We start from the raw sequence: 18,810 nt of genomic DNA on the forward strand, positions 1-18,810 counted from the left end.
GGGCTCCCGGATCAGGCTTTGCCGCGGACTTGCTGGATCGCCGCGACGATCCGGGGATACGCGCCGCATCGGCAGATGTTGCCGCTCATGCACTCGCGCACGTCGGCGTCTTCCGGCCCGCAGGGCTCCTGCAGGAGCGCAAGCGCCGACATGATCTGGCCCGACGTGCAGTAGCCGCACTGGTAAGCGTCGTGGACGACGAAAGCCGCCTGCATGGCATGCAGGGCGCCCGCTTGACCGATGCCTTCGACGGTCGTGATCTCGTCGCCCTGATGCATCACGGCGAGGGTGAGGCACGCGTTCACGCGCCGGCCGTTGACGTGCACGGTGCAGGAGCCGCACTGCCCGTGGTCGCACCCCTTCTTCGTGCCGGTGAGCAGGAGTGATTCACGCAGGCAGTCGAGGAGACTCGTTCGCGGATCGACGCGCAACTGGTGCTCGGCTCCGTTGATGCGCAAGCGAATGGGCACGGCGCCGTCGGCGACCGCTCCCGGCGGGGTGTTTTCAATGGAGTTCATGGTGTCTGCCTGGCAGTGTTGTCGACGGGGAGCTGTGGCCGGGCGAGGGTCCACGCTGCTTGGGAGAACCAGTACCTGCCGCTCGCCATCGCGGTGGCCAGGAGCATGGCCAATGCGAGCGCGAGCACGACGCCGGCCCCCGCATGAATGGCGAGCAGTGCGCCGACCGCGGCGCCGAGAAACATGGTTCCGGTGGACAGGAGGCGGCGGCCCGGGCGAGGGGTTTTTCCGCCCGGCAAGGCCGCGTCCGATGCGAGGGCCGTCAGCGTCATGGTGAGCACGGTCGTCGTCAAGTCCGGCACACCGAGCCGGCGCACGGTCGCATTCTGCAAGCCCATCGCAAGCGCCAGCAGCACGATGAGCGCATAGCGCAGCGGGGCGACCGGGCTCGGACTCCGGACGACGACCAGGGCCAGTGCGCCTGCGACCAGACAGACCTGCAAGGCCGATGAAACGGCGAGCAGCCTGCCGCGATGTTCTCCCGTGCCCGCGCCGATCACCCCCGCCGAGAAGGCTCCCGCGAGGAAGGCGGCGAGCGACCAGAGCGACGGCGGGATCGAGAGGTCGGGGGAGTTGGCGACCGCGAATCCCAGGAACACGACATTGCCCGTCATGTTCGCCACGAACACGCGCCCCAGCGCGAGATAGCTCACTGCATCGACCAGGCCGGTCACCCCGGTGAGCACGATCAACAGCAAGGGCAAGGGGCCGTCGCGCTCGGTCATCGCGTGGGGCCATTGGCAGTAGTGGCCCGGCGCAGCCTGGCCACCGCGGCGGCGTCCACGGCAGGCGCCTTGTTGCCCCAGCTCGATCGGATGAAGGTGAGGACATCGCTCACCTGCTCGTCGCTCACGCGTTCGCGGAACGGGGGCATCGCGAAGGACGTGGGCGCCTGGCCGGTCGGCGGCATCGTCGCGCCGTTCAACACGATGTCGATCAGCGAACTGGGATCGGCGCTGTTCACCACCGGATTGCCGGCCAGGGCCGGGAAGGTTTCGGCGTAACCTTTCCCCGAGGACTGGTGGCAGGCCGCGCAGTTGTTCAGGTAGTCCAGGCTGCCCCGCGTCGAAGCGTTGCCGGAGCTCAGGGCCGCTGCCGCCGTGGCGTCATAGGCGAAGCCTCCACCCGCGCCGGAGGGCGGCAGGGATTTCAGGTAGTGGGCGATCGCGCGCAGATCCTCCAGGCGCATGAACTGGGTGCTGTGGCTGACAACGTCCGCCATTGCGCCGAACACTGCCGTGCCGGAGTTGCGGCCGGCCTGGAGCAGGCGAATGACGTCCTCCTCGCTGAAGCGGCCCAGTCCGTTGCGATCGTCGCCGCGCAGGTTGCTGGCGAAGTAACGATCCACGCGAGCGCCGGAGAGGTAGGCCGGCCCGCCAGCGTCGGTCAGCGCCTTCTCCTCGAATGCGTAACCACGGGGCGTGTGGCAGGCACCGCAATGACCGAGCCCCTCCACCAGGTAGGCACCGCGCGCGAGGAGCGCGCCGCCAGCGGCGGGCAAGGCTGCGGGAACCGAGGGCGCGAACGCCCAGCGCCACCAGGTCAAAGGCCAGTCCAGCGACAAGGGCCAGGGAATGTCCGCCTTCCGGTCCACCTGCGCGACCGGCGCGACGCCGTTCATGAAATAGGCGTAGAGCGCCGCGATGTCGGGATCGCTGGTCCGCGCATAGGAGGGAAACGGCATCGCCGGATAGAGGGTGCTGCCGTCCGGCCGGATCCCGCGGCGCACCGCGCGCTCGAAATCGCCAAGGCTGTAGCGCCCGATGCCGGTCGCCTGGTCCGGCGTGACGTTCGAGCTGTACACCACACCGACGGGCGTGGCGATCGCCAAGCCCCCGGCCAGGGGCTTGCCGCCGGCGGCGGTGTGGCAAGCGGCGCAATCGCCGACGGTCGCCAGGTAGGCGCCGCGAGCGATCAACTCACGGGTGGGACCGGGGGCGAGCGTTTGCGTCCGGTCGCCGCCCCGGCTCCCGAAGACCGCCGTCGCGAGCCAGGCGGCGAAAACGCACAGCACCGCGAGCGCCAGCAGGCCGACAAGGACGCGAGAAGGAGTGAACTTGACAGCCATCCCGCGCTCCTAGGCGGCCACCAGGGGGCCGGGGTTCTTCAGGTATTTCGTCCTGATCGCGTCGGCGGCAAAGTACGCCAGGGCCCCGACCAGGCCGGTCGGGTTGTAGCCGATGTTCTGCGGAAAGGCGGAGGAGCCCATGACGAACAGGTTGGGCACGTCCCAGGACTGCAGGTAGCGGTTGAGCGCGCTGGTCGCCGGGTCCGCGCCGGTGATCACTCCCCCGGTCGTGTGGGTCGTCTGGTATTGGCGGACATTGAAATGGTCACCCTGCTGCCGGATCAGCGTCGACTTCGCGTTCGGCTTCATCCGGTCCACGATCTCGAGCGCCCGATCGGTGAGATAGCGGGTCATGCGGTATTCGTTCTCGTGCCAGTCGAAGGTCATGCGCAGCAGCGGCTGGCCGAGGGAGTCGTGGTAGGTCGGGTCGAGGTCGAGGTAGGCGTCCCGGTACGACATCACCGAGCCATGGGTCACCACGTTGGTGGTGTGCAGGTAACTCTCCTTCGCGGCACGCTTCCACGCGGCGCCCCAGCCCGGGGTGCCGGGGGGCACCGCGAGCTGCTGGATGGGCCGCCCTCCGGTCTGCCCGCCGATGATGTAGCCACCGCCCACGAAGCCGAGCGGCCCGTGGTCGAAGTGATCCGAGTTGAACTCGTCGACGATCTGCGAGCCGCCCGATCCGGCGGCGATGAAGGGATTGATCGCGACGTCGTTGCCGAAGAACACCGAGGTCGCACTCATCATCTGGTAGGCGAAGTTCTTGCCGATGACGCCCTTGCCCGTCTGCGGGTCGTACGGCTTGCCGATGCCCGAGAGCAGCATCGTGCGCACGTTGTTGATCTGGAACGAGGCCAGGATGACCAGCCCCGCGGGCTGGAAGATTTCGGCGCCGGAGGAATCGACGTAGGTGACACCGATGGCGCGCTTGCCGCTTGCATCGAGCTTGATCCTGGTGACATGGCTCTGCGTGCGCAGCGTGAAATTCGGCAACCGTCTCAGCGCCGGCAGGATGGTCGTCTGCGGCGATCCCTTCGAATACAGGAAGCAGCCGAAGCGCTCGCAGAAGCCGCACAGGTTGCAGGGTCCCAGCCGCACGCCGTACGGGTTCGTGAAGGGCTGCGAGCAGTTGGCGCTCGGTTGCGGGAACGGGTGGTGGCCAAGCTCCCGGGCAGCCTTGGCGAACAGGATCGCGGCCTGGGTATCCGCGACCGGTGGCGTGGGGAACGCCCGCGAGCGCCTTCCTTCATGCGGATTGCCCCCCGGCAGGGGCTTTCCGTCCAGGTTGCCCGCCTGGCCGGAGGTGCCATTCAGGTACTCGAACCGGTCGAAGTACGGCTCCAGCTCGTCGTACGTGACGTCGTAGTCCTGGATCGTCATGTCCTTCGGCAGGAACTTGCTGCCGTAGCGTTCGACGTTCCTCGTACGGAACTTCAGGTCCTCGGGTGAAGGGCGGTAAAGCTGGCCGTTCCAGTGGAGTCCGGCGCCGCCGACGTGGTCCGGCAGCAGGAAGGCGTTGTACTGGCGATAGGGAACGGCCACGTCGGCGCCGCGGTGCCGCACGGTGACCGTCTCCAGCGACAGCTTGCGAAACAGATCGCCGCGCACCGCGTACTTCAACTCGTCGGCGGCCTTGGGATAGGTGAAGTCCGGCGAGGTATCGCGGTTGTGTCCCCGCTCCAGGGCCACCACCTCGAGTCCGTCCCGCGCGAGCTCCATGCTGAGGATGGCTCCGGTCCACCCGAGGCCGATCACCACGACATCGGCTGCCTTCATGGTGGTGCTCACGGCTTCAACCCTTGCCGCCGCGGATGGAGACCGGGCCGAGCGGGTAGACCTGGCCGGGCCTGGCAGACCAGTCCTTGAAGTCCGCGCGTGCGCCCGGAAAGCCGATCATCTTCCAGCCGCCCATGGCGCGGTTGCCGCCGTACATGGGATCGGCGAAGTACCCCTCCCGGGTATTCGCCAGGAGCTGGATGAAGAACTCGGAAGCCCTGGTGCTGGCAAGCGGGATCGCGTTCTTCTCCAGCGCCGAGAGCACCACGTCCTGCATCGCAGCGGGGAGATCGGCGAAATCCTTGTCGTGGGCCTGCCGGCATGCGAGGTTGATCTCGGCGATCGCCACCCGGTAGAAATCGCGCGGCGAGTAGCGCAGCTGGTAGCCCAGGGTGGCGTCCGCCTCGGGGTGGAACGGGCCCTGCAGGTACCACAGGCCGCCGTGGCCATACTCGGTTTCCATCTGCCGGTCGATGAATTCGGGCACGTTCAGGTCGACCGCGCCAGGACCGTGTTCGTCGGACGGAATCAGCCGATCGGTCGCGGCGTTGATGAACGCCCATTCGGCCGGCGTGAAATAGACCGGCTCGTAGGCCTCACTGCGCGCGGGGCGTGCCGCGGCGGCGGGCGGGGAAAGCAGGCTGGCTTCGCCTGCCAGCAGCAGGGCGGCGGGAACGGCTGCTGCTCCCTTGAGGAATTTCCTGCGATCTTCGGGTCCGGTAGTCATCGGTGAGCTCCATGCAAGCCAGACCGCTGGCGATGGCGAGTGGCGAGGCGGCGAGTCCCCATTGAATGACCTGCGTGCTGTAGCAATGTTGCCGAAACCCGCGGCCCGGTCGCAACTGAAACGCCCAGGTGGCCGCTGCCTTGCGCACGCTACAGCTTCCGATCGATTGCGGCGCGCAGGGTATCCGCGCTGCGCTGCAGCGCCTGCTCCTCCGCCCCGGACAGTGCTGGGTGGAGCACCCGCTCGACCCCCCTGCGTCCCACGACGCTGGGCAGCGACAGCGTGACGCCATAGGCAGGGCTGAAGGAGCCGACCGGGATCACCTCGCGTTCATCCTGCAGCACGATTTGCGCGATGCGCGCGCAGACCATGCCGATGCCGTACTGGCTCGCCCCGATGCCCTCGATGATGGCGATATTGGCGAAACGCACTTCGCGCTCCAGGCTTTCCCGCGACACGCCGCTCACCGGCATGCCGGCCACGCGCGCGGCGGACCACAGGAACACCTGCGACGTGCCGTGCTCGCCGAGCACCTGCGCTTCCACGGCCTCGGGCTTGAGCTGGAAATGCCGGGCCAGGTGGAAGCGAAAACGCAAGCTGTCCAGGAAGGTGCCGCTGCTCATGACGTGGCTGAAGCCGAACGCGCGGACCAGGTCCGCCAGCGGATCGGGAGGATCGGTCACGACGAGGATCACTGCCTGCCGGGCCACCGGGTAGAGGCGCGGCAGGATTTCGCGATAGACCTCCACGTTGCGGTCGAGCAGCCTCAAGCGTCCGGCCGCATCGCCGCGGTCGGTCGCGCCGCCGGCCTTCTCGTTCACGCCGGCGGTGATCATGATGAGCCGCGCGCCGGCGAGGTCCCGGTAGTCTCCAGCGCTGATCTCGACCGCCCCGGACAGGGCGGCGCCGTAGCGAAGATCGGTGGCCAGGCCCTCGGCGCGCTTGCGGTTCCGGTTCACCAGGACGATCTCGCTGGCGCAGGCGCGCAGCACGAGGGCGAAGGCGCAGGCGGAGCCAACCGCCCCGGCCCCGATCACCCCGACCTTCATGGATTCGCGGGCATGAGGCCCGCCTCCGTTGTCGTGCCCCAACAGCTGCAGGCGGCGCCCCGGCGGGAGTACTCGCCAAGCGGTGCGGGCACCTGCGCTATCGGCTGGCCGGCGGCGCGGTCTTCGGCGCCGACCCGCATGCGCGCGGCAGGGGCGAGGAAACTGCTGGGGATCGGGGTGATCATGAGTCATCTCCGTTGAACGGCTGCGATGACTCCAATCTCGATGGCCAGGGTTTCGCGCGCATGTCGAGCGTCGGGGCCTTTGGTGGCGGCTGTCACCGCATGACCGGCATCATGTTGTGATCGAGGTGCCGCGTGACTCCTCGACGGGTGCCGCCCGGCAGCGGCTACCTGCCATGGCCGCCGCCCCCACCTCCGCCGCCGTGGCCGCCGCCGCCATGGCCGCCGCCCCCGAAACCGCCGCCCGCGTGCCCGCCGCCAGCAAAGGCAAAGCCGCCGCCCACGTGCCCGCCGCCGCCGATCCCGCCGAACTCGTGTCCACCACCACCGATGCCGCCGATCGCGTGTGCGGCGCCGCCGATGCCGCCGAACTCGTGCCCGCCGCCGCCGATCCCGCCGAACTCGTGTCCACCGCCACCGATGCCGCCGATCCCGTGTGCGGCGCCGCCGAACTCGTGTCCACCACCGTGGAACCCTGCTCCCATGCCGCCTCCCAGGTGCAGCTCGCCGCCTGCGGACGCCCGCTCCTCGTGTTGGCTGGGCAGCGCTTCGCCGCCCATGCCCAGGTGCCCCATGCCGCCGTGGAAGCCGGCTTCGCCATGACCCTCGCCATGGAAACCACCAGCGATGGACGCATGTTCCTCCCCTGCGAACCGGCCCGGCAGTCCGCCGGGAGCGAAGTTCTCGTGCGCACCGGGAAAGCCACCGACGTGGTCGTGCATGCCTTCGTGCGCGCGAGCGACCGCTTCGCCGTGGCCGTCGTGGTTCTCATGGTCGTGCACCATTCTCCGGTCGTGCCAATCGAAACCCCAGTCGTTCCACCCCCAGCCGAAGCCGGCGAGCAGGCCAACGTCCAGGGCGTCTCCGAAGTAGAGATCGGCACCTGAGTAGAAAGCCCCCGGAACATCGACCCAGCCGGGATACGCCGCAATGGGAGCGCCATACACCTGCCACGGGTCGTAGGCCGGCAGGTACACGAAATCGGGGTCCGCCGGCTCGATGGCAATGGTGGGTCCCTGCACCATCACGGTCTGCTCGCTGGTGCTCTGCAGCTTGCCTGCTGCCCGCGCGCGTTGGCGCAGCACCTGGACCGCATCCAGCACGCCTTGCGGGTCCTTCCGGTACGCATCCCCCAGGGCCGAAGTCCAGGCCAGGTTCGTAGCCATGTTCTGCAGGACCGCCGGGAACTGCACGATGGCCTTGACGCTCGCATCCCACGGCTGCAGATCGGAGGCCATGGCGATCTCGCTGACCGCCAGCTGCGGATTCCCTCGCATCCAGCTCGAGGCCTGCTCGAGTTCCGCCGGATACCCGGCAGCGGTCAGGATCTGCGCGACCAGCGCGTCCGGGTAGAGGGCGATCGGCGCCACCAGCTGCAGCACGCCTGCCTTGGCCGGCGCCGACACGCCTGCCCTTGCGGCCGTCAGATCCATCGCCGGCGGCACGGCTGCTTGCGCTGGCCCGGCGGCGGCGCCGGCCAGCGCCAGGGTGCAAAGGATGAATGCCAGGCCGTTGCTCGAAAACCTTGTCATGATGACTCCAGTCGTAGGTTCCGCCGCGTCCGGAAGATCCCCTTCAGGACGCGGCCTTGGGACCCCGACTCTCACCGCGGCGGACTACCGCCCGAGTGCGCCGCGGCCGGGACGCGTTTCAATCGAGACAGCGGCCGTAGTGCTGCCGCTGCCACGCGCGCCGACCGCCATGTTGCAGTTGTGACGCAACGCGGCCCAGCCGCAACCGACCGGTGTTCACTGCGCATGACACTGGAGCAGATCCTCCGCTACCCATCCGCTGCAAGGTCACCGCCGTGAAAACAGAACCTGTCGCCGCTCCGGCCTCCAATCAGTCCCACGTGCTGGTGGTCGACGATGACCCCGATCTCCGCGCCGTGCTTCACGAGTACCTCTCGAAGAACGACGTCCGCGTCACGGCCGTGGCCACCGGCAGCGAGATGCTCAAGACCATGGAGTCCGAGGCCATCGACCTCGTGCTGCTGGATGTGCGCCTGAACGGCGAGAACGGCCTGGCACTTGCGCAGACCCTGAGAGAGAGCGCCTCCGTGCCCATCATGCTGCTGACCGGCAACACGGAAGAAGCCGACCGTGTCATGGGCCTCGAACTCGGTGCCGACGACTACGTGAGCAAGCCGTTCAGCCCTCGCGAACTGCTGGCCCGCATCCACGCGGTGCTTCGTCGCTACCAGCACCAGTCCCAGCTGCCCGGGCGCGACGACAAGCGCCGCGCGTATCGGTTCGCGGGCTGGGAGTTCAACGTGCGCACGCGCAAGCTGACTGCGCCGGACGGACGCAAGCTCGATCTGAGCAACGGGGAGTTCAGCCTGCTCACCGCGTTCTGCAGCTCCGCGCAGCGGGTCCTCTCCCGCGACCAGTTGATGAACATGTCGCGCCTGCATAGCGCCGAGGTCTATGACCGCACCGTCGATGTCCAGATCGTGCGGCTGCGTCGCAAGATCGAGGCCGACCCGGCCCGGCCGCAGCTGATCGTCACCGAACGCGGCGCCGGCTACGTCTTCAACGTGCCGGTCGAATCGATGTACTGAGCGGCCAGCCCGCAGGCGCGCCGGCCGTTGCACGCGTAGTGGCGGCTGCCGTTCGCCGACACCTTCCGAACATGGTGGCTGCCGAGACTGGCAGCGGCGCGCCAGCTTCGGCGCTCGTACCAACCACAAGGAAGGAAGCAGCGTGCAAGTTCACAAGATCTTCCACTGGCAGGACGGCCGCAAGGGCAATGTGCCCACTGCCAGTCCCGCAAGCGCCGACCGCGGCAGAGAACCAGGCAAGCAAGGAGATTCCCATGAATGACGAAAGCAAGGTGGTCGCGGTGTTTGCCGATCACATCCAGGCCGAAGCGGCGATCCGCAACCTGCAGAAGGCCGGCTTCGACATGAAGAAGCTGTCGATCATCGGGCGCGACTACATCTCCGAGGAGCAGGTACTCGGCTACGTGAACAGCGGTGACCGCATCCGCTTCTGGGGGAAGTTCGGCGCGCTCTGGGGCGCGCTGTGGGGCGTGCTGGCGGGATCGGCGATGCTGCTGCTGCCGGGCGCCGGTCACATCGTGGTGCTCGGGCCGGTCGCCAGTGCGCTGCTCAATACCGCCGGCGGCGCCGCGCTGGGTGCCGGCGCCGGCGCCCTGGGAGGCGCACTCTCGTCGATCGGGCTGGGGCGCGACGCAGTGGTCAAGTACGAGACGGCCGTCCGCGCCGGCAAGTTCGCCGTCATCGCCCACGGCGGGGCGGACGAGGCCGCGACGGCGAAGCGCCTGCTGCGCCAATCCGCTCCCGACGTGCTCGACGAACACTCGCCCACGCCGCAGCCGGCGTGACTCACGCAAACCCACGAAGCGAGTTCCTCATGAAAAGCCTTGCCTTGCGCTGCCTGCTGGCAGCAGCCCTGGGCGTCGCCGGCCTTGCCCCGGCACTGGCCGCCGACACGCCTGCTTCCCTGGTCGCCCAGCACCGCTCGAGCCGCCAGATCGACGAGCCTGGGCTGGACCTCGGCGGCGTCGCGTGACGTTCGGCGGGCCTTGTTGACGCTTGACGCCAAGGCGGCCGGCGGCACGGTCCAGGGCTTGCAGAGGGTGGAGGGATTCGGCGCCCAACTCGCGAGCCGCGCCGGCACCTCCGCGGAATCGGAGTGGACGCGGGCGCGCGACACCGTGCAAGCGGCGCTCGATGACCTGTCCACGCGCCTGGGGCCGCCGCACGTCGGCTGATGGTGCAGGCCGCCGGTGGCAGGACCGGGGGCCGCGCCGGCGTTCAGATCAGGGCTTGCCCGATTTCCGCGAACGTGCCGGCAATGGCCATCGCGGGCAACCGGATCCCGAGCTGGCGTTCCACCTGTGTCTTCGACAGCAGCCCGCGCAGCTGGAGGATCCCGCTGTCCGACCTTGGCTCGACCACCAGGAGGTGCGGCCGCCCCGACCGGTTCAGGGTGGCGACGATCTGCGCGACTCGCGCATGGCGCAGTGTCCGCAGATCGATCGAGTCGAGCTGGGAAACCGGGTGCATGAGGTCCGCGACGCGCAGGTCCTTGTACGCCAGGCGCCGAGCCGAGACCAGGCGCAGCGGTTTCTCGCCGTGAAGGTCTTCGATGGCGAGTACACCCAGCACCTGCGGCATCTGCGCCGCGACCAGCACCACCTGCGCATCCTGTTGCGCCATCCGTTGCTTCGCCTGTTCCAGGTCCTCGTGCGGCATGACCGTGGCAGCCGCCAGATCGGCCATCCTGGTCATCACCTGTTCGGCGGGCGAATCCAGGTGGACGCGGGGCAGCGGCGGGCGCCGCAGGAGCTCGAGCGTTTCGCCATCGGGGGGGCTGCGGGTGGGCAGGATTGAATCGGCCATGGAAACCTCCATCGGAAAGCGACGCCCTGACCATGGCAAGCCCCCATGGCGGCTGCATTGCTTGCGAGCACCGGCGCGTTTCATCCGTCACGCGCATTGGTATTGGGCCGGCCTGCGACTACAACCGTCACGTCCGCCCCTGCGAACTGACATCGGCGCGCAGGCAACCGGCGGCAGTCTGGTGGCGTCGGATGTCCGACGCAACCTGGAGGCGGTGAAACCATGCGGAGCCCGTTGAACGCGCAGGAGCGCCAGCCATGAGCACCACCTTGAACATCAATGGCAAGGCGGTGACGGTGGACGTGCCGGATGACACCCGCCTGTTGTGGACCCTGCGCGACGTGCTCGGCATGACGGGGACCAAGTTCGGTTGCGGGGTGGCGCTGTGCGGCGCCTGCACCTTCCATCTCGATGGCGTGGCGACACGCGCCTGCATCACGCCGATCTCGGCGGTCGTCGGCAAGAAGATCACCACCATCGAAGCGATCTCCGCCGACCCCGTCGGCCAGCGCGTGCAGGCGGCATGGCTCGCCCTCGGTGTGGCGCAATGCGGGTATTGCCAGTCGGGACAGGTGATGGCCGCCACCGCACTGCTCAAGCAGAAGCCGCGTCCCACCGATGCCGACATCGATTCCGCGATGAGCGGAAACATCTGCCGGTGCGGCACGTATCCCCGCATCCGCGCCGCGATCCACCAGGCCGCACAGGCGAAAAGCGAGGCGTGATGGACCAGGAACGCACCCTCGAAGTCATCAACCTCAGCCGGCGCACGCTGCTGGGCGCGATCCCCGCCGCCGGCCTGGTCCTCGCGGTCGGTCTGCCGCCATCGGCGCGCGCCGACGCCGCTCCCAGGTACGGCGCCGACTCGATGCCGCATGGCTGGGTGGACAACCCGCTGGTGTTCGTCACCATTGCCACCGACGGTACGGTGACGATCACCTGCCACCGCCAGGAGATGGGACAGGGGGTGCGCACCAGCCTGCCCATGGTGGTCGCCGATGAACTCGACGCGGATTGGAGCCGGGTGCGGGTGCGGCAGGCGCAAGCCGACGAAGTCCGGTTCGGCAACCAGGACACCGACGGATCGCGCAGCGTGCGCCATTTCTTCGCGCCGATGCGCCGCTGCGGCGCCGCGGCGCGCACGATGCTGGAGCAGGCGGCAGCCGCCCAGTGGGGCGTGCCCGTGACCGAGGTCGCGGCCGGCCTGCACGAGGTCATCCACCATCGAACCAACCGGAAGCTGGGGTACGGCGCGCTGGCGACGGCGGCCTCGCAGCTGCCGGTGCCCGCGCGCGACCAGCTTCGCCTCAAGACCCCGGCGCAGTTCCGCTACATCGGCAAGGGCCAGGTGAAGCTCGTCGACGGGCCCGACATCGTCGCGGGACGCGGCAGGTACGGCATCGACACGCGCCTCGACGGCCAGCTGTACGCCGTGGTCGCGCGCCCGGCGGTCTATGGCGGCAAGGTGGTGTCGCACGACGCGAGCGCGGCCCTGAAGGTGCCGGGCGTCGTGCGGGTGATCGAGATTCCCGGCACGCCGCCGCCTTCGGAGTTCCAGCCGCTCGGAGGCATCGCGGTGGTCGCGACCAACACCTGGGCCGCCATCCAGGGCCGCAACGCATTGAAGATTCAGTGGGACGACGGCGCCAATGCGTCGTACGACTCGACGGCCTACAAGGCGTCGCTGGAGGCGGCAGCGCGCGCTCCCGGCCAAGTCGTGCGCAACCGGGGCGACGTCGCCAGCGCCCTCAAGGCGGCCGCGCATTCGGTCCAAGCGGAGTACTACGTTCCGCACATGACGCAGGCGCCGATGGAGCCGCCCGCCGCGACGGCGCGTATCGTCGACGGCCGCTGCGAGGTCTGGGCCGCGGTGCAGGCGCCGCAAGCCACGCACGACCGGATCTCCAAGCGCCTCGGCATTCCGGCCGACCGGGTCACCGTGAACGTCACGCTGCTGGGCGGCGGATTCGGGCGCAAGTCCAAGCCGGACTATGCGGTCGAAGCGGCCCTGCTCTCGCAGGCCATGAACGGCCAGCCGGTCAAGGTCACGTGGACGCGCGAAGACGACGTCCAGCACTCCTACTACCACACCGTGTCGCTCGAACATCTCGAGGCGGGACTGGACGCCGCCGGCAGGCCCGTGGCGTGGCTGCATCGCAGTGCCGCCCCGTCCATCCGTTCCATCTTCGGGCCCGATCCGAAGCACGAGCAGCCCTTCGAGCTCGGCATGGGCCTGGTCAACGTGCCGTTCGCCATTCCGAATCTGCGGATCGAGAACCCGGAAGCCGCCGCGCACACGCGCATCGGCTGGTACCGCTCGGTGTCGAACATCCCGCACGCGTTCGCGATCCAGTCGTTCGTCTGCGAACTGGCGGCGGCCGCCCGGCGCGACCCCAAGGACTACCTGCTGGAACTCATAGGCCCGGCGCGCAAGGTGGATCCCCGCGCGCTGGAGGACTCGTGGAACTACACCGAGTCGCCCACGCTTTATCCGCTCGACACCGGCAGGCTGCGCCGCGTGATCGAAACGGCGGCCACGGCAGCCGGGTGGGGAAGGAAGCTGCCGGCGGGCCGCGGGCTGGGGATTGCGGCGCACTACAGCTTCCTCGCCTACGTGGCCGTAGTGGTCGAGGTTGCCGTCGGCGCCAAGGGCGAACTTTCCATTCCCCGGGTCGACATCGCCTTCGACTGCGGCGCCCAGGTCAATCCCGAGCGGGTGCGCGCGCAGCTCGAAGGCGCATGCGTGATGGGGCTCGGCAACGCCATGCTGTCGCAGATCACCTTCAAGGCAGGCCGGGTGGAGCAGAGCAACTTCAACGACTACCAGGTCGCGCGCATGAACGTCGCACCCCGCGAGATCCGGCTGCACATGATCCCGGGGGATTTCGCCTTGCCGCTGGGCGGGGTCGGCGAGCCCGGCGTGCCGCCGATGGCCCCCGCGCTGTGCAATGCCATCTTCGCGGCGACCGGCAAGCGCATCCGCAGCCTGCCGATCGCAAACCAGCTGGGAGCCTGAGGCCACCTCGGCCTCCCTTGCCTGCACAGGAGCAGCTCATGAAACCCCACCTTCTTCCCCTCTCCACCCTTGGCCTGCTCGCCGCGATGGCGGCCCATGCGGCCGTTCCCACGCGCCTGCTGGGCGATGTGGTTCCCGCGGGCCTGGCGACCCGCACGATCCAGATCACCGCGGCCACCCGCTACGTCAACGTCAAGCACGGCGACGCCGTCCGCTTCGTCGACGACGGCCGGCAGTTCGCGTACTTCTTCGACGGCGCCACCGGCGAATCGTCATTCGACCTGCGCCAGGTCGCACCAGCCGGCATCCTGGACCACCGGGTCACCGCCTACGTCGAACCCGATCCCAGGTACTGGAGCCCTTGAAGCCCGGGTTGCCGCGCCGGGGACGCGGCGGGCGAGCTCTCAGTTGGGGCCGCCGTTGTTGGCGCGGGCCCATTCGAACCACCTGGCACTCTCCCGCGCGCGGGGATCCTGCGCGTTGACGCCGCCAAGTTCCGCGGACAGGGGCCCGGTCGTGCAGGCGGCGAGCAAGGCCACGAGCAGGGAAAGCGTGATCAGCTTGGACAAGTTCGATACTCCAGTGGAAGGCCGCCTGTTCCTGCGGCGGCGCGGCCTCATGAGGCATGCATGTACCGCTCGATCTCGCACTGGTAGCCGCCGGGACTGGTGGCGCAGGGCGAGCCGCCGTACGTGGCCGAGGGCATGCCGGAGCACGCGGCCAACGCAATGACGACGATCAGGGTGGCTGCCTTGAACATGGGGGTTCCTTGGTTTGACAAGTCAGGCGACGAGCGGGAAGGGGTCGGCCTCGGCCTCCGCCTCGCGCAGCGCTTCATCGCGGGTGTAGAAGTGGCCGTCGCGGGCGAAGCCGGAAATCACGCTGCCCTTGACGGCGCATACGCGGCCGAGCGCGGTCCGCGCCAGCACCAGCGAAGGCGGCAGGCCGTCCAGCACGTGCACGGGCGCAGGGCGGCCATCCGCGAAAGCGGAAAGGAAGACCCGACCGGTTTCGCGGTCCTGGAAGGCCGGCCGGAAGCCGCAGCCGCGGTTGCCCGCACTGCAGCCGGCCGTGCCGAAATAGCGCGCCTTCTCGGTGGCCAGCGTGTCGGGGGTGAGGTTGGAATGTCCGAGGGTCTCCATGTCTGTCTCCTTACTGCTTGTGGGTACGTTCGCCGCGCCGGTGCACCTGTCACGGTGCCGGCTTGAGGGTCGAGAGGTAGGCCGCGACCTGCCTGATCTGCGTTTCGTTCAGCCGCGCGGCGACGGCCGTCATCGTCGCGGGGTCCGGCGCCTTCGCCCGGGCCCGCGCCTGGAACTCGTGCAGGCGATCGACCGTGAATGCAGCAGGCTGCCCCTCGATCGCCGGGAAATGCGGGTTGGCGGCGCGGCTGTCCGCCCCGTGGCAGCTGAAGCAAGGGGGCGTCGGATCCGATACGGCGCCGACCCGCGCGAGCTCCTCTCCGGCCCGCACCAGATCCGCGGGTGGCGGCGCCGCCGGCGCCAGCGCAACGCCCTGCAGCCCGGCGAAGTAGGTGGCCAGTGCATGCATCGCGGCATCGTCCAGGCCAGCGGCAATGGGCTGCATGACCGGGTTGGAGCGCTTGCCCGTCTTGAACATGGCCAGCGCGTTTTCGAGGTACTGGGCGTTCTGCCCGGCCAGCCGGGGCACGCCGGCCGCACTGCCCTGGCCTTGCGTGCCGTGGCAAGCCACGCAGGTCGCCAGGCCGGCGGGTGCCGCCGGTGCCGCAGCCTGCGCCGGGAACTGCGCGGCGATGCCAAGCACCGCTGCGAAACTGGCCGCACCCCACGCGCGGCACCGGGACCTTGTGAACATGAGCAGCTCTCCGAGTAAGTTGGTGATGGTGGCAAGCGCTCAGAAGCGGTGCCGGATACCCACCTCATAGCCGGTCGATCTCTGGCCGGTCAGAAACTGCCCGTTCACGAACATCGAAGGACCGGTGCCCTGGCCACCCACGGTGAACTGCGTGCCGGCGCTGTTGGAAATGCGCGCCGCGGTGGCGTACAGCGCCGTGCGCTTGGAGAGGTCGTACACGTAGCCGGCGGCAAACATCCGCGCGCTGCCGTCGCCCAGGCCGCTGACGCCCGTTGGCGCGCCGCTGATGGTGGCGCGGTTGTAGGACACCTTTACCGTGCCCGACCCGAACGGCGCGGTTGCGCCGACCATCAGGTCCTTCAGCGCGGTGGGGCCGGGGGAATGCTCGTAGGAGTACCTCTGGTACATCCCCAGCAGCTTGACCACGCCGAAGTCGTAGGAAGCGCCGGCAGTGAGGTCCTTCAGTGAGCTGGCTCCGGGGCTGGTCAACTTCGTGACGCCGTAAGCGGCGGCAACGTTCCACAAGCCTGACTGGTAGCCGAGGCGGCCGGACGTGTACGTGCCCAGGCCGCTGGTTTGCTCGCCTGGCGCCACCATGACCTGGCCGTACACGCCGCCCAGGTTGGCCGGCAGGACGTAACCCACGGTGTTGCTCGATCGCTTGTACGTCGGGGCGTTGGATCCGAGCGGGGTGCTGTTCACCGCCCCGGGGAACGCCGCGAGCTGGTTGGCGACCTGGATGGGTGCGTTCAGGACCAGCATGTTCCCCTGCGAGCCGATACCGTTCTGGCCGAAGGGATCGAAGTCGATGCGCGTCCGGTAGTTCGGCACGTAGTCGCGACCGAGCCGCAACTCACCCCAGGTGTCGTCGATCAGGCTGACCGTGGAGCGGCGGGCAAAATCCAGTCCCTTCAGGTTGCCGGTGTCCGGAAACAGTTCGCCTTCCAGCCAGAAGCCGGCGTGCAGCCCGCCGCCCAGGTCTTCGCTGCCGCGGAAGCCGAGCCGGCTCGACTCGTTGCCGCTGTCGCCCACGTAGTGCGACGTGCCGGCCGCGCCGTTCTTGTTGACGCCGACATTGACGTCGACGACACCGAACAGCGTCACCGAGGACTGGGCGCTGGCCGAAGCGGACGCGGCGGCGAGCAGGGCGAGGGCAGAGAGCTTTTTCATTGCTGTTCCAGGGTGAGGGGACGCGCCGGCGGCGCCATGAACTCGGGACCCACCGGGTCGGTGATGTGCTGCGCCAGCAGCGCGTCGATCTGCTCCAGGTCCGTGGCACGGAGCTTCCAGCCCAGGGCCGCGTCGATGCCCTGCAGCTGCTCGGGGCGGCGCGCGCCCCACAGTGCGATCGTCGGTCCCTGGTCGAGGATCCAGCGCACGGCCAGCGCCAGCACCGTCTTGCCGTGGCGTTCCCGCGCGAACCGGTCCAGTGCCTGGACCGCGGCCAGGTAGTGCCGCAAGCGCGGTTGCTGGAATTTGGGATCGAACTTGCGCAGGTCGTCGCCGCCGAAAGCGGTATCCGCATGCATGCGGCCGGAGAGCAGGCCGCGGCACAAGGCACCGTAGGCCAGCACCGTCGCGCCGGTCGTGCGCGCATGAGGCAGCACGTTCTGCTCGATGCCGCGCTCGAACAGGTTGTACGGAGACTGCACGGTCGCCAGCGGGGCGAAGCGGCGGAACTTCTCCATTTCCGCCGGCGCGTAGTTGCTCACGCCGATGGCGAGGATCTTGCCTTGGCGGCGCAGCTTCTCCAGCTCCAGCGCCGTCTCCTCGTGCCGCACCAGGGGGTCGGGCCAGTGCACCTGGTACAAGTCGATGCGGTCCGTGCGCAGGCGGCGCAGCGAGTCCTCGATCTCGACCCGGATGCGGGCGGCCGTCGCATTGCGGCGCACCTTGCCGCCCGGCCACTCGAGCGCGACCTTGGTCGCGATCACGGCCTGGTCACGGATCCCCAGGAGGGCCTTGCCGACGATTTCCTCCGAGTGGCCGAAGCCGTAGGCGGGGGCAGTATCGATCAGGTTGATGCCCGAATCCATCGCCTGGCGGATGGTCGCGACGGAGCTCGCGTCATCCGAGCCGCCCCACATCGATCCGCCGATCGCCCAGGTCCCCAAGCCGATCCGGGAAACAGGAGCGGCTATGCCTTCGATCCGAATGGTCTCCATGCGCATGGCTCACATCTCTTGAAGTTTGGGATGACCGATGCTCGCGGCCGGCGGCCACCGCATGGCTACGCCGACGTTTCATCCGTGACACCGCTCTGACAGACGTGACGCGGGCGGCGCCGCCGTGCAATGGGCACGCAATTGCGGCGGGCAAGGATGGGTGTCTCAACTACCGAGGAGCCTCATCGTGGAAATCGGATTCATCGGCCTGGGCGCAATGGGCGCACCCATCGCCAGCAACCTGCTCGCCTCCGGTCACCAGCTGCGCGTCTACAACCGGAGTCCGGAACGGACCGAGCCGCTGCGCGCGGCGGGCGCCACGGTGGTGGCGAGCCCGGCGGTGGCGGCGCACTCCGCCGAGGTCGTCTTCACCATGGTGGCCGACGACGCCGCCCTGCAATCGGTCACCTTCGGCGACATGGGCATCGTCGCCGGCGCGCAGCCGGGTGCGCTGCACATCTCCATGAGCACCATCAGCGTGGACAGCGCCAGAAGGCTCGCGGCGCGGCACCGTGAGGCCGGCCTGGGGTTCGTGTCCGCGACGGTGTTCGGGCGGCCGGACTCCGCGGCGCAGCGCAAGCTGTTCGTGATGGCTGCGGGAGCCGAGGATCACCTGAAGCTCGCGCTGCCGCTGCTGCAACAGGTGGGGCAGTCCGTGGGGGTGGTCGGCTCCGACCCCTGGCAGGCGAACCTGGTGAAACTGATCGGCAACTTCATGCTGACCGCGCTGGTCGAGACCCTGGGCGAAGCCTGCGCGGTGGCCGGCAAGGCGGACATCGATCCCATGCGCCTGGTCGAACTCCTGACCACCACGGTCTTCAATGCACCGCCGTACCGGATCTACGGTCCCGCGATCGCGGCGCAGCGTTTCCAGCCGCCCGGCTTCGCCCTGCCGCTCGGCCAGAAAGACAACCGCCTGATGCTTGCGGCCGCCGAGGCCCTGGGCGTGCCGATGCCGGTGGCCAGCCTGGTCCACGACCGCTTCCTCGCGGTCCGCGCGCGCGGCTTCGGTGCCGCGCACGACCTGTCGGCACTCGCGTTCGAAGCATTGGCCAATGCGGGCGTGGCCAGACTGGTGTGAGTCCACGGGCCGCCGCACCGGAGTGC

Annotated in this window: 23 protein-coding genes; 8 read left to right on the top strand and 15 right to left on the bottom strand. The window is 68.9% G+C overall.

From position 1 onward, the window contains the following. Positions 1-11 precede the first annotated feature (11 nt). The 8 genes from JWP60_RS09450 to JWP60_RS09485 all read right to left on the bottom strand — a co-directional run bounded on the left by JWP60_RS09450 (position 12) and on the right by JWP60_RS09485 (position 7,852). Positions 12-518, bottom strand: a complete 507-nt coding sequence (locus JWP60_RS09450; protein ID WP_299789701.1) for a (2Fe-2S)-binding protein — start codon at positions 516-518, stop codon at positions 12-14. Then, complete coding sequence (locus tag JWP60_RS09455; RefSeq protein ID WP_299789732.1) at positions 515-1,243, bottom strand: YoaK family protein; 729 nt, start codon at positions 1,241-1,243, stop codon at positions 515-517. Before JWP60_RS09455 ends, JWP60_RS09450 begins: the two co-directional genes overlap by 4 nt. After that, the gene (locus JWP60_RS09460; protein WP_299789734.1) at positions 1,240-2,586 is read right to left on the bottom strand and encodes a cytochrome c; all 1,347 of its coding nucleotides are present in this window, start codon (positions 2,584-2,586) and stop codon (positions 1,240-1,242) included. Before JWP60_RS09460 ends, JWP60_RS09455 begins: the two co-directional genes overlap by 4 nt. 9 nt (positions 2,587-2,595) lie before the next feature. After that, on the bottom strand, positions 2,596-4,362 hold the full coding sequence (locus JWP60_RS09465; RefSeq protein WP_299790197.1) for a GMC family oxidoreductase: 1,767 nt from the start codon (positions 4,360-4,362) through the stop codon (positions 2,596-2,598). 16 nt (positions 4,363-4,378) lie between these two features. Further along, on the bottom strand, positions 4,379-5,089 hold the full coding sequence (locus JWP60_RS09470; RefSeq protein ID WP_299789737.1) for a gluconate 2-dehydrogenase subunit 3 family protein: 711 nt from the start codon (positions 5,087-5,089) through the stop codon (positions 4,379-4,381). A 149-nt stretch (positions 5,090-5,238) separates the two neighbouring features. Continuing rightward, positions 5,239-6,138 carry a hypothetical protein gene (locus JWP60_RS09475; protein ID WP_299789739.1) on the bottom strand — a complete coding sequence of 300 codons (900 nt, stop codon included), beginning with the start codon at positions 6,136-6,138 and terminating at the stop codon, positions 5,239-5,241. After that, on the bottom strand, positions 6,135-6,323 hold the full coding sequence (locus JWP60_RS09480; RefSeq protein WP_299789742.1) for a hypothetical protein: 189 nt from the start codon (positions 6,321-6,323) through the stop codon (positions 6,135-6,137). Before JWP60_RS09480 ends, JWP60_RS09475 begins: the two co-directional genes overlap by 4 nt. 164 nt (positions 6,324-6,487) lie before the next feature. Next, positions 6,488-7,852: a DUF3300 domain-containing protein gene (locus tag JWP60_RS09485; protein WP_299789745.1), complete on the bottom strand. Its 1,365-nt coding sequence runs from the start codon at positions 7,850-7,852 to the stop codon at positions 6,488-6,490. Positions 7,853-8,127: 275 nt separating this feature from the next. Between JWP60_RS09485 and JWP60_RS09490 the strand changes: the two genes are divergently transcribed. From JWP60_RS09490 to JWP60_RS09505, 4 genes are all read left to right on the top strand, one after another. Next, the gene (locus JWP60_RS09490) at positions 8,128-8,880 is read left to right on the top strand and encodes a response regulator transcription factor (protein ID WP_299789748.1); all 753 of its coding nucleotides are present in this window, start codon (positions 8,128-8,130) and stop codon (positions 8,878-8,880) included. Between the two features lie 254 nt (positions 8,881-9,134). Then, entirely contained in the window at positions 9,135-9,665 is a 531-nt protein-coding gene (locus tag JWP60_RS09495; protein WP_299789751.1) for a DUF1269 domain-containing protein, read from the top strand. 29 nt (positions 9,666-9,694) lie between these two features. Continuing rightward, entirely contained in the window at positions 9,695-9,853 is a 159-nt protein-coding gene (locus JWP60_RS09500; RefSeq protein WP_299789754.1) for a hypothetical protein, read from the top strand. A gap of 13 nt (positions 9,854-9,866) precedes the next feature. Further along, positions 9,867-10,055: a hypothetical protein gene (locus JWP60_RS09505; RefSeq protein WP_299789757.1), complete on the top strand. Its 189-nt coding sequence runs from the start codon at positions 9,867-9,869 to the stop codon at positions 10,053-10,055. 43 nt (positions 10,056-10,098) lie between these two features. Here JWP60_RS09505 and JWP60_RS09510 read toward each other — a convergent pair whose 3' ends face one another. Further along, positions 10,099-10,686: a hypothetical protein gene (locus JWP60_RS09510; protein ID WP_299789760.1), complete on the bottom strand. Its 588-nt coding sequence runs from the start codon at positions 10,684-10,686 to the stop codon at positions 10,099-10,101. A 257-nt stretch (positions 10,687-10,943) separates the two neighbouring features. Here JWP60_RS09510 and JWP60_RS09515 point away from each other — a divergent pair, with 257 nt between their 5' ends. The 3 genes from JWP60_RS09515 to JWP60_RS09525 are packed head-to-tail and all read left to right on the top strand — an operon-like array spanning position 10,944 to position 14,067. Then, positions 10,944-11,411, top strand: a complete 468-nt coding sequence (locus tag JWP60_RS09515; RefSeq protein WP_299789763.1) for a (2Fe-2S)-binding protein — start codon at positions 10,944-10,946, stop codon at positions 11,409-11,411. Next, positions 11,411-13,702: a molybdopterin cofactor-binding domain-containing protein gene (locus JWP60_RS09520; protein WP_299789766.1), complete on the top strand. Its 2,292-nt coding sequence runs from the start codon at positions 11,411-11,413 to the stop codon at positions 13,700-13,702. Before JWP60_RS09515 ends, JWP60_RS09520 begins: the two co-directional genes overlap by 1 nt. 38 nt (positions 13,703-13,740) lie before the next feature. Next, on the top strand, positions 13,741-14,067 hold the full coding sequence (locus tag JWP60_RS09525) for a CzcE family metal-binding protein (protein ID WP_299789769.1): 327 nt from the start codon (positions 13,741-13,743) through the stop codon (positions 14,065-14,067). Positions 14,068-14,106: 39 nt separating this feature from the next. On the opposite strand, the gene JWP60_RS09530 is transcribed toward JWP60_RS09525, so the two are convergent. From JWP60_RS09530 to JWP60_RS09555, 6 genes are read right to left on the bottom strand one after another with little or no spacing between them, the layout of a single operon-like run. Next, positions 14,107-14,271 (bottom strand): hypothetical protein, encoded by a 165-nt coding sequence (locus JWP60_RS09530; RefSeq protein ID WP_299789772.1) that lies wholly within the window; start codon positions 14,269-14,271, stop codon positions 14,107-14,109. A gap of 47 nt (positions 14,272-14,318) precedes the next feature. Continuing rightward, positions 14,319-14,462 carry a hypothetical protein gene (locus JWP60_RS09535; protein WP_299789775.1) on the bottom strand — a complete coding sequence of 48 codons (144 nt, stop codon included), beginning with the start codon at positions 14,460-14,462 and terminating at the stop codon, positions 14,319-14,321. Between the two features lie 22 nt (positions 14,463-14,484). Further along, on the bottom strand, positions 14,485-14,844 hold the full coding sequence (locus tag JWP60_RS09540; RefSeq protein WP_299789778.1) for a hypothetical protein: 360 nt from the start codon (positions 14,842-14,844) through the stop codon (positions 14,485-14,487). A gap of 49 nt (positions 14,845-14,893) precedes the next feature. Next, positions 14,894-15,538 carry a c-type cytochrome gene (locus tag JWP60_RS09545; protein WP_299789781.1) on the bottom strand — a complete coding sequence of 215 codons (645 nt, stop codon included), beginning with the start codon at positions 15,536-15,538 and terminating at the stop codon, positions 14,894-14,896. Between the two features lie 39 nt (positions 15,539-15,577). Next, positions 15,578-16,708 carry a porin gene (locus JWP60_RS09550; RefSeq protein ID WP_299789783.1) on the bottom strand — a complete coding sequence of 377 codons (1,131 nt, stop codon included), beginning with the start codon at positions 16,706-16,708 and terminating at the stop codon, positions 15,578-15,580. After that, positions 16,705-17,703 carry an aldo/keto reductase gene (locus tag JWP60_RS09555; RefSeq protein ID WP_299789786.1) on the bottom strand — a complete coding sequence of 333 codons (999 nt, stop codon included), beginning with the start codon at positions 17,701-17,703 and terminating at the stop codon, positions 16,705-16,707. Before JWP60_RS09555 ends, JWP60_RS09550 begins: the two co-directional genes overlap by 4 nt. Before the next feature lie 187 nt (positions 17,704-17,890). Between JWP60_RS09555 and JWP60_RS09560 the strand changes: the two genes are divergently transcribed. After that, positions 17,891-18,784, top strand: coding sequence for an NAD(P)-dependent oxidoreductase (locus JWP60_RS09560; protein WP_299789789.1), 894 nt, complete (start codon positions 17,891-17,893; stop codon positions 18,782-18,784). Positions 18,785-18,810: the final 26 nt, after the last annotated feature.

Source organism: Ramlibacter sp. (assembly GCF_028291745.1).
GTDB lineage: Bacteria > Pseudomonadota > Gammaproteobacteria > Burkholderiales > Burkholderiaceae_C > Ramlibacter.

What these genes read in the sequence shown, in the direction of transcription:
- JWP60_RS09460 (WP_299789734.1), bottom strand. Translation starts at nt 2,586, where the DNA reads ATGGCTGTCAAGTTCACTCCTTCTCGCGTCCTTGTCGGCCTGCTGGCG.
- JWP60_RS09555 (WP_299789786.1), bottom strand. Translation starts at nt 17,703, where the DNA reads ATGGAGACCATTCGGATCGAAGGCATAGCCGCTCCTGTTTCCCGGATC.
- JWP60_RS09495 (WP_299789751.1), top strand. Translation starts at nt 9,135, where the DNA reads ATGAATGACGAAAGCAAGGTGGTCGCGGTGTTTGCCGATCACATCCAG.
- JWP60_RS09525 (WP_299789769.1), top strand. Translation starts at nt 13,741, where the DNA reads ATGAAACCCCACCTTCTTCCCCTCTCCACCCTTGGCCTGCTCGCCGCG.
- JWP60_RS09550 (WP_299789783.1), bottom strand. Translation starts at nt 16,708, where the DNA reads ATGAAAAAGCTCTCTGCCCTCGCCCTGCTCGCCGCCGCGTCCGCTTCG.
- JWP60_RS09455 (WP_299789732.1), bottom strand. Translation starts at nt 1,243, where the DNA reads ATGACCGAGCGCGACGGCCCCTTGCCCTTGCTGTTGATCGTGCTCACC.
- JWP60_RS09520 (WP_299789766.1), top strand. Translation starts at nt 11,411, where the DNA reads ATGGACCAGGAACGCACCCTCGAAGTCATCAACCTCAGCCGGCGCACG.
- JWP60_RS09500 (WP_299789754.1), top strand. Translation starts at nt 9,695, where the DNA reads ATGAAAAGCCTTGCCTTGCGCTGCCTGCTGGCAGCAGCCCTGGGCGTC.
- JWP60_RS09465 (WP_299790197.1), bottom strand. Translation starts at nt 4,362, where the DNA reads ATGAAGGCAGCCGATGTCGTGGTGATCGGCCTCGGGTGGACCGGAGCC.
- JWP60_RS09545 (WP_299789781.1), bottom strand. Translation starts at nt 15,538, where the DNA reads ATGTTCACAAGGTCCCGGTGCCGCGCGTGGGGTGCGGCCAGTTTCGCA.
- JWP60_RS09540 (WP_299789778.1), bottom strand. Translation starts at nt 14,844, where the DNA reads ATGGAGACCCTCGGACATTCCAACCTCACCCCCGACACGCTGGCCACC.
- JWP60_RS09480 (WP_299789742.1), bottom strand. Translation starts at nt 6,323, where the DNA reads ATGATCACCCCGATCCCCAGCAGTTTCCTCGCCCCTGCCGCGCGCATG.
- JWP60_RS09475 (WP_299789739.1), bottom strand. Translation starts at nt 6,138, where the DNA reads ATGAAGGTCGGGGTGATCGGGGCCGGGGCGGTTGGCTCCGCCTGCGCC.
- JWP60_RS09485 (WP_299789745.1), bottom strand. Translation starts at nt 7,852, where the DNA reads ATGACAAGGTTTTCGAGCAACGGCCTGGCATTCATCCTTTGCACCCTG.
- JWP60_RS09470 (WP_299789737.1), bottom strand. Translation starts at nt 5,089, where the DNA reads ATGACTACCGGACCCGAAGATCGCAGGAAATTCCTCAAGGGAGCAGCA.
- JWP60_RS09450 (WP_299789701.1), bottom strand. Translation starts at nt 518, where the DNA reads ATGAACTCCATTGAAAACACCCCGCCGGGAGCGGTCGCCGACGGCGCC.
- JWP60_RS09515 (WP_299789763.1), top strand. Translation starts at nt 10,944, where the DNA reads ATGAGCACCACCTTGAACATCAATGGCAAGGCGGTGACGGTGGACGTG.
- JWP60_RS09535 (WP_299789775.1), bottom strand. Translation starts at nt 14,462, where the DNA reads ATGTTCAAGGCAGCCACCCTGATCGTCGTCATTGCGTTGGCCGCGTGC.
- JWP60_RS09510 (WP_299789760.1), bottom strand. Translation starts at nt 10,686, where the DNA reads ATGGCCGATTCAATCCTGCCCACCCGCAGCCCCCCCGATGGCGAAACG.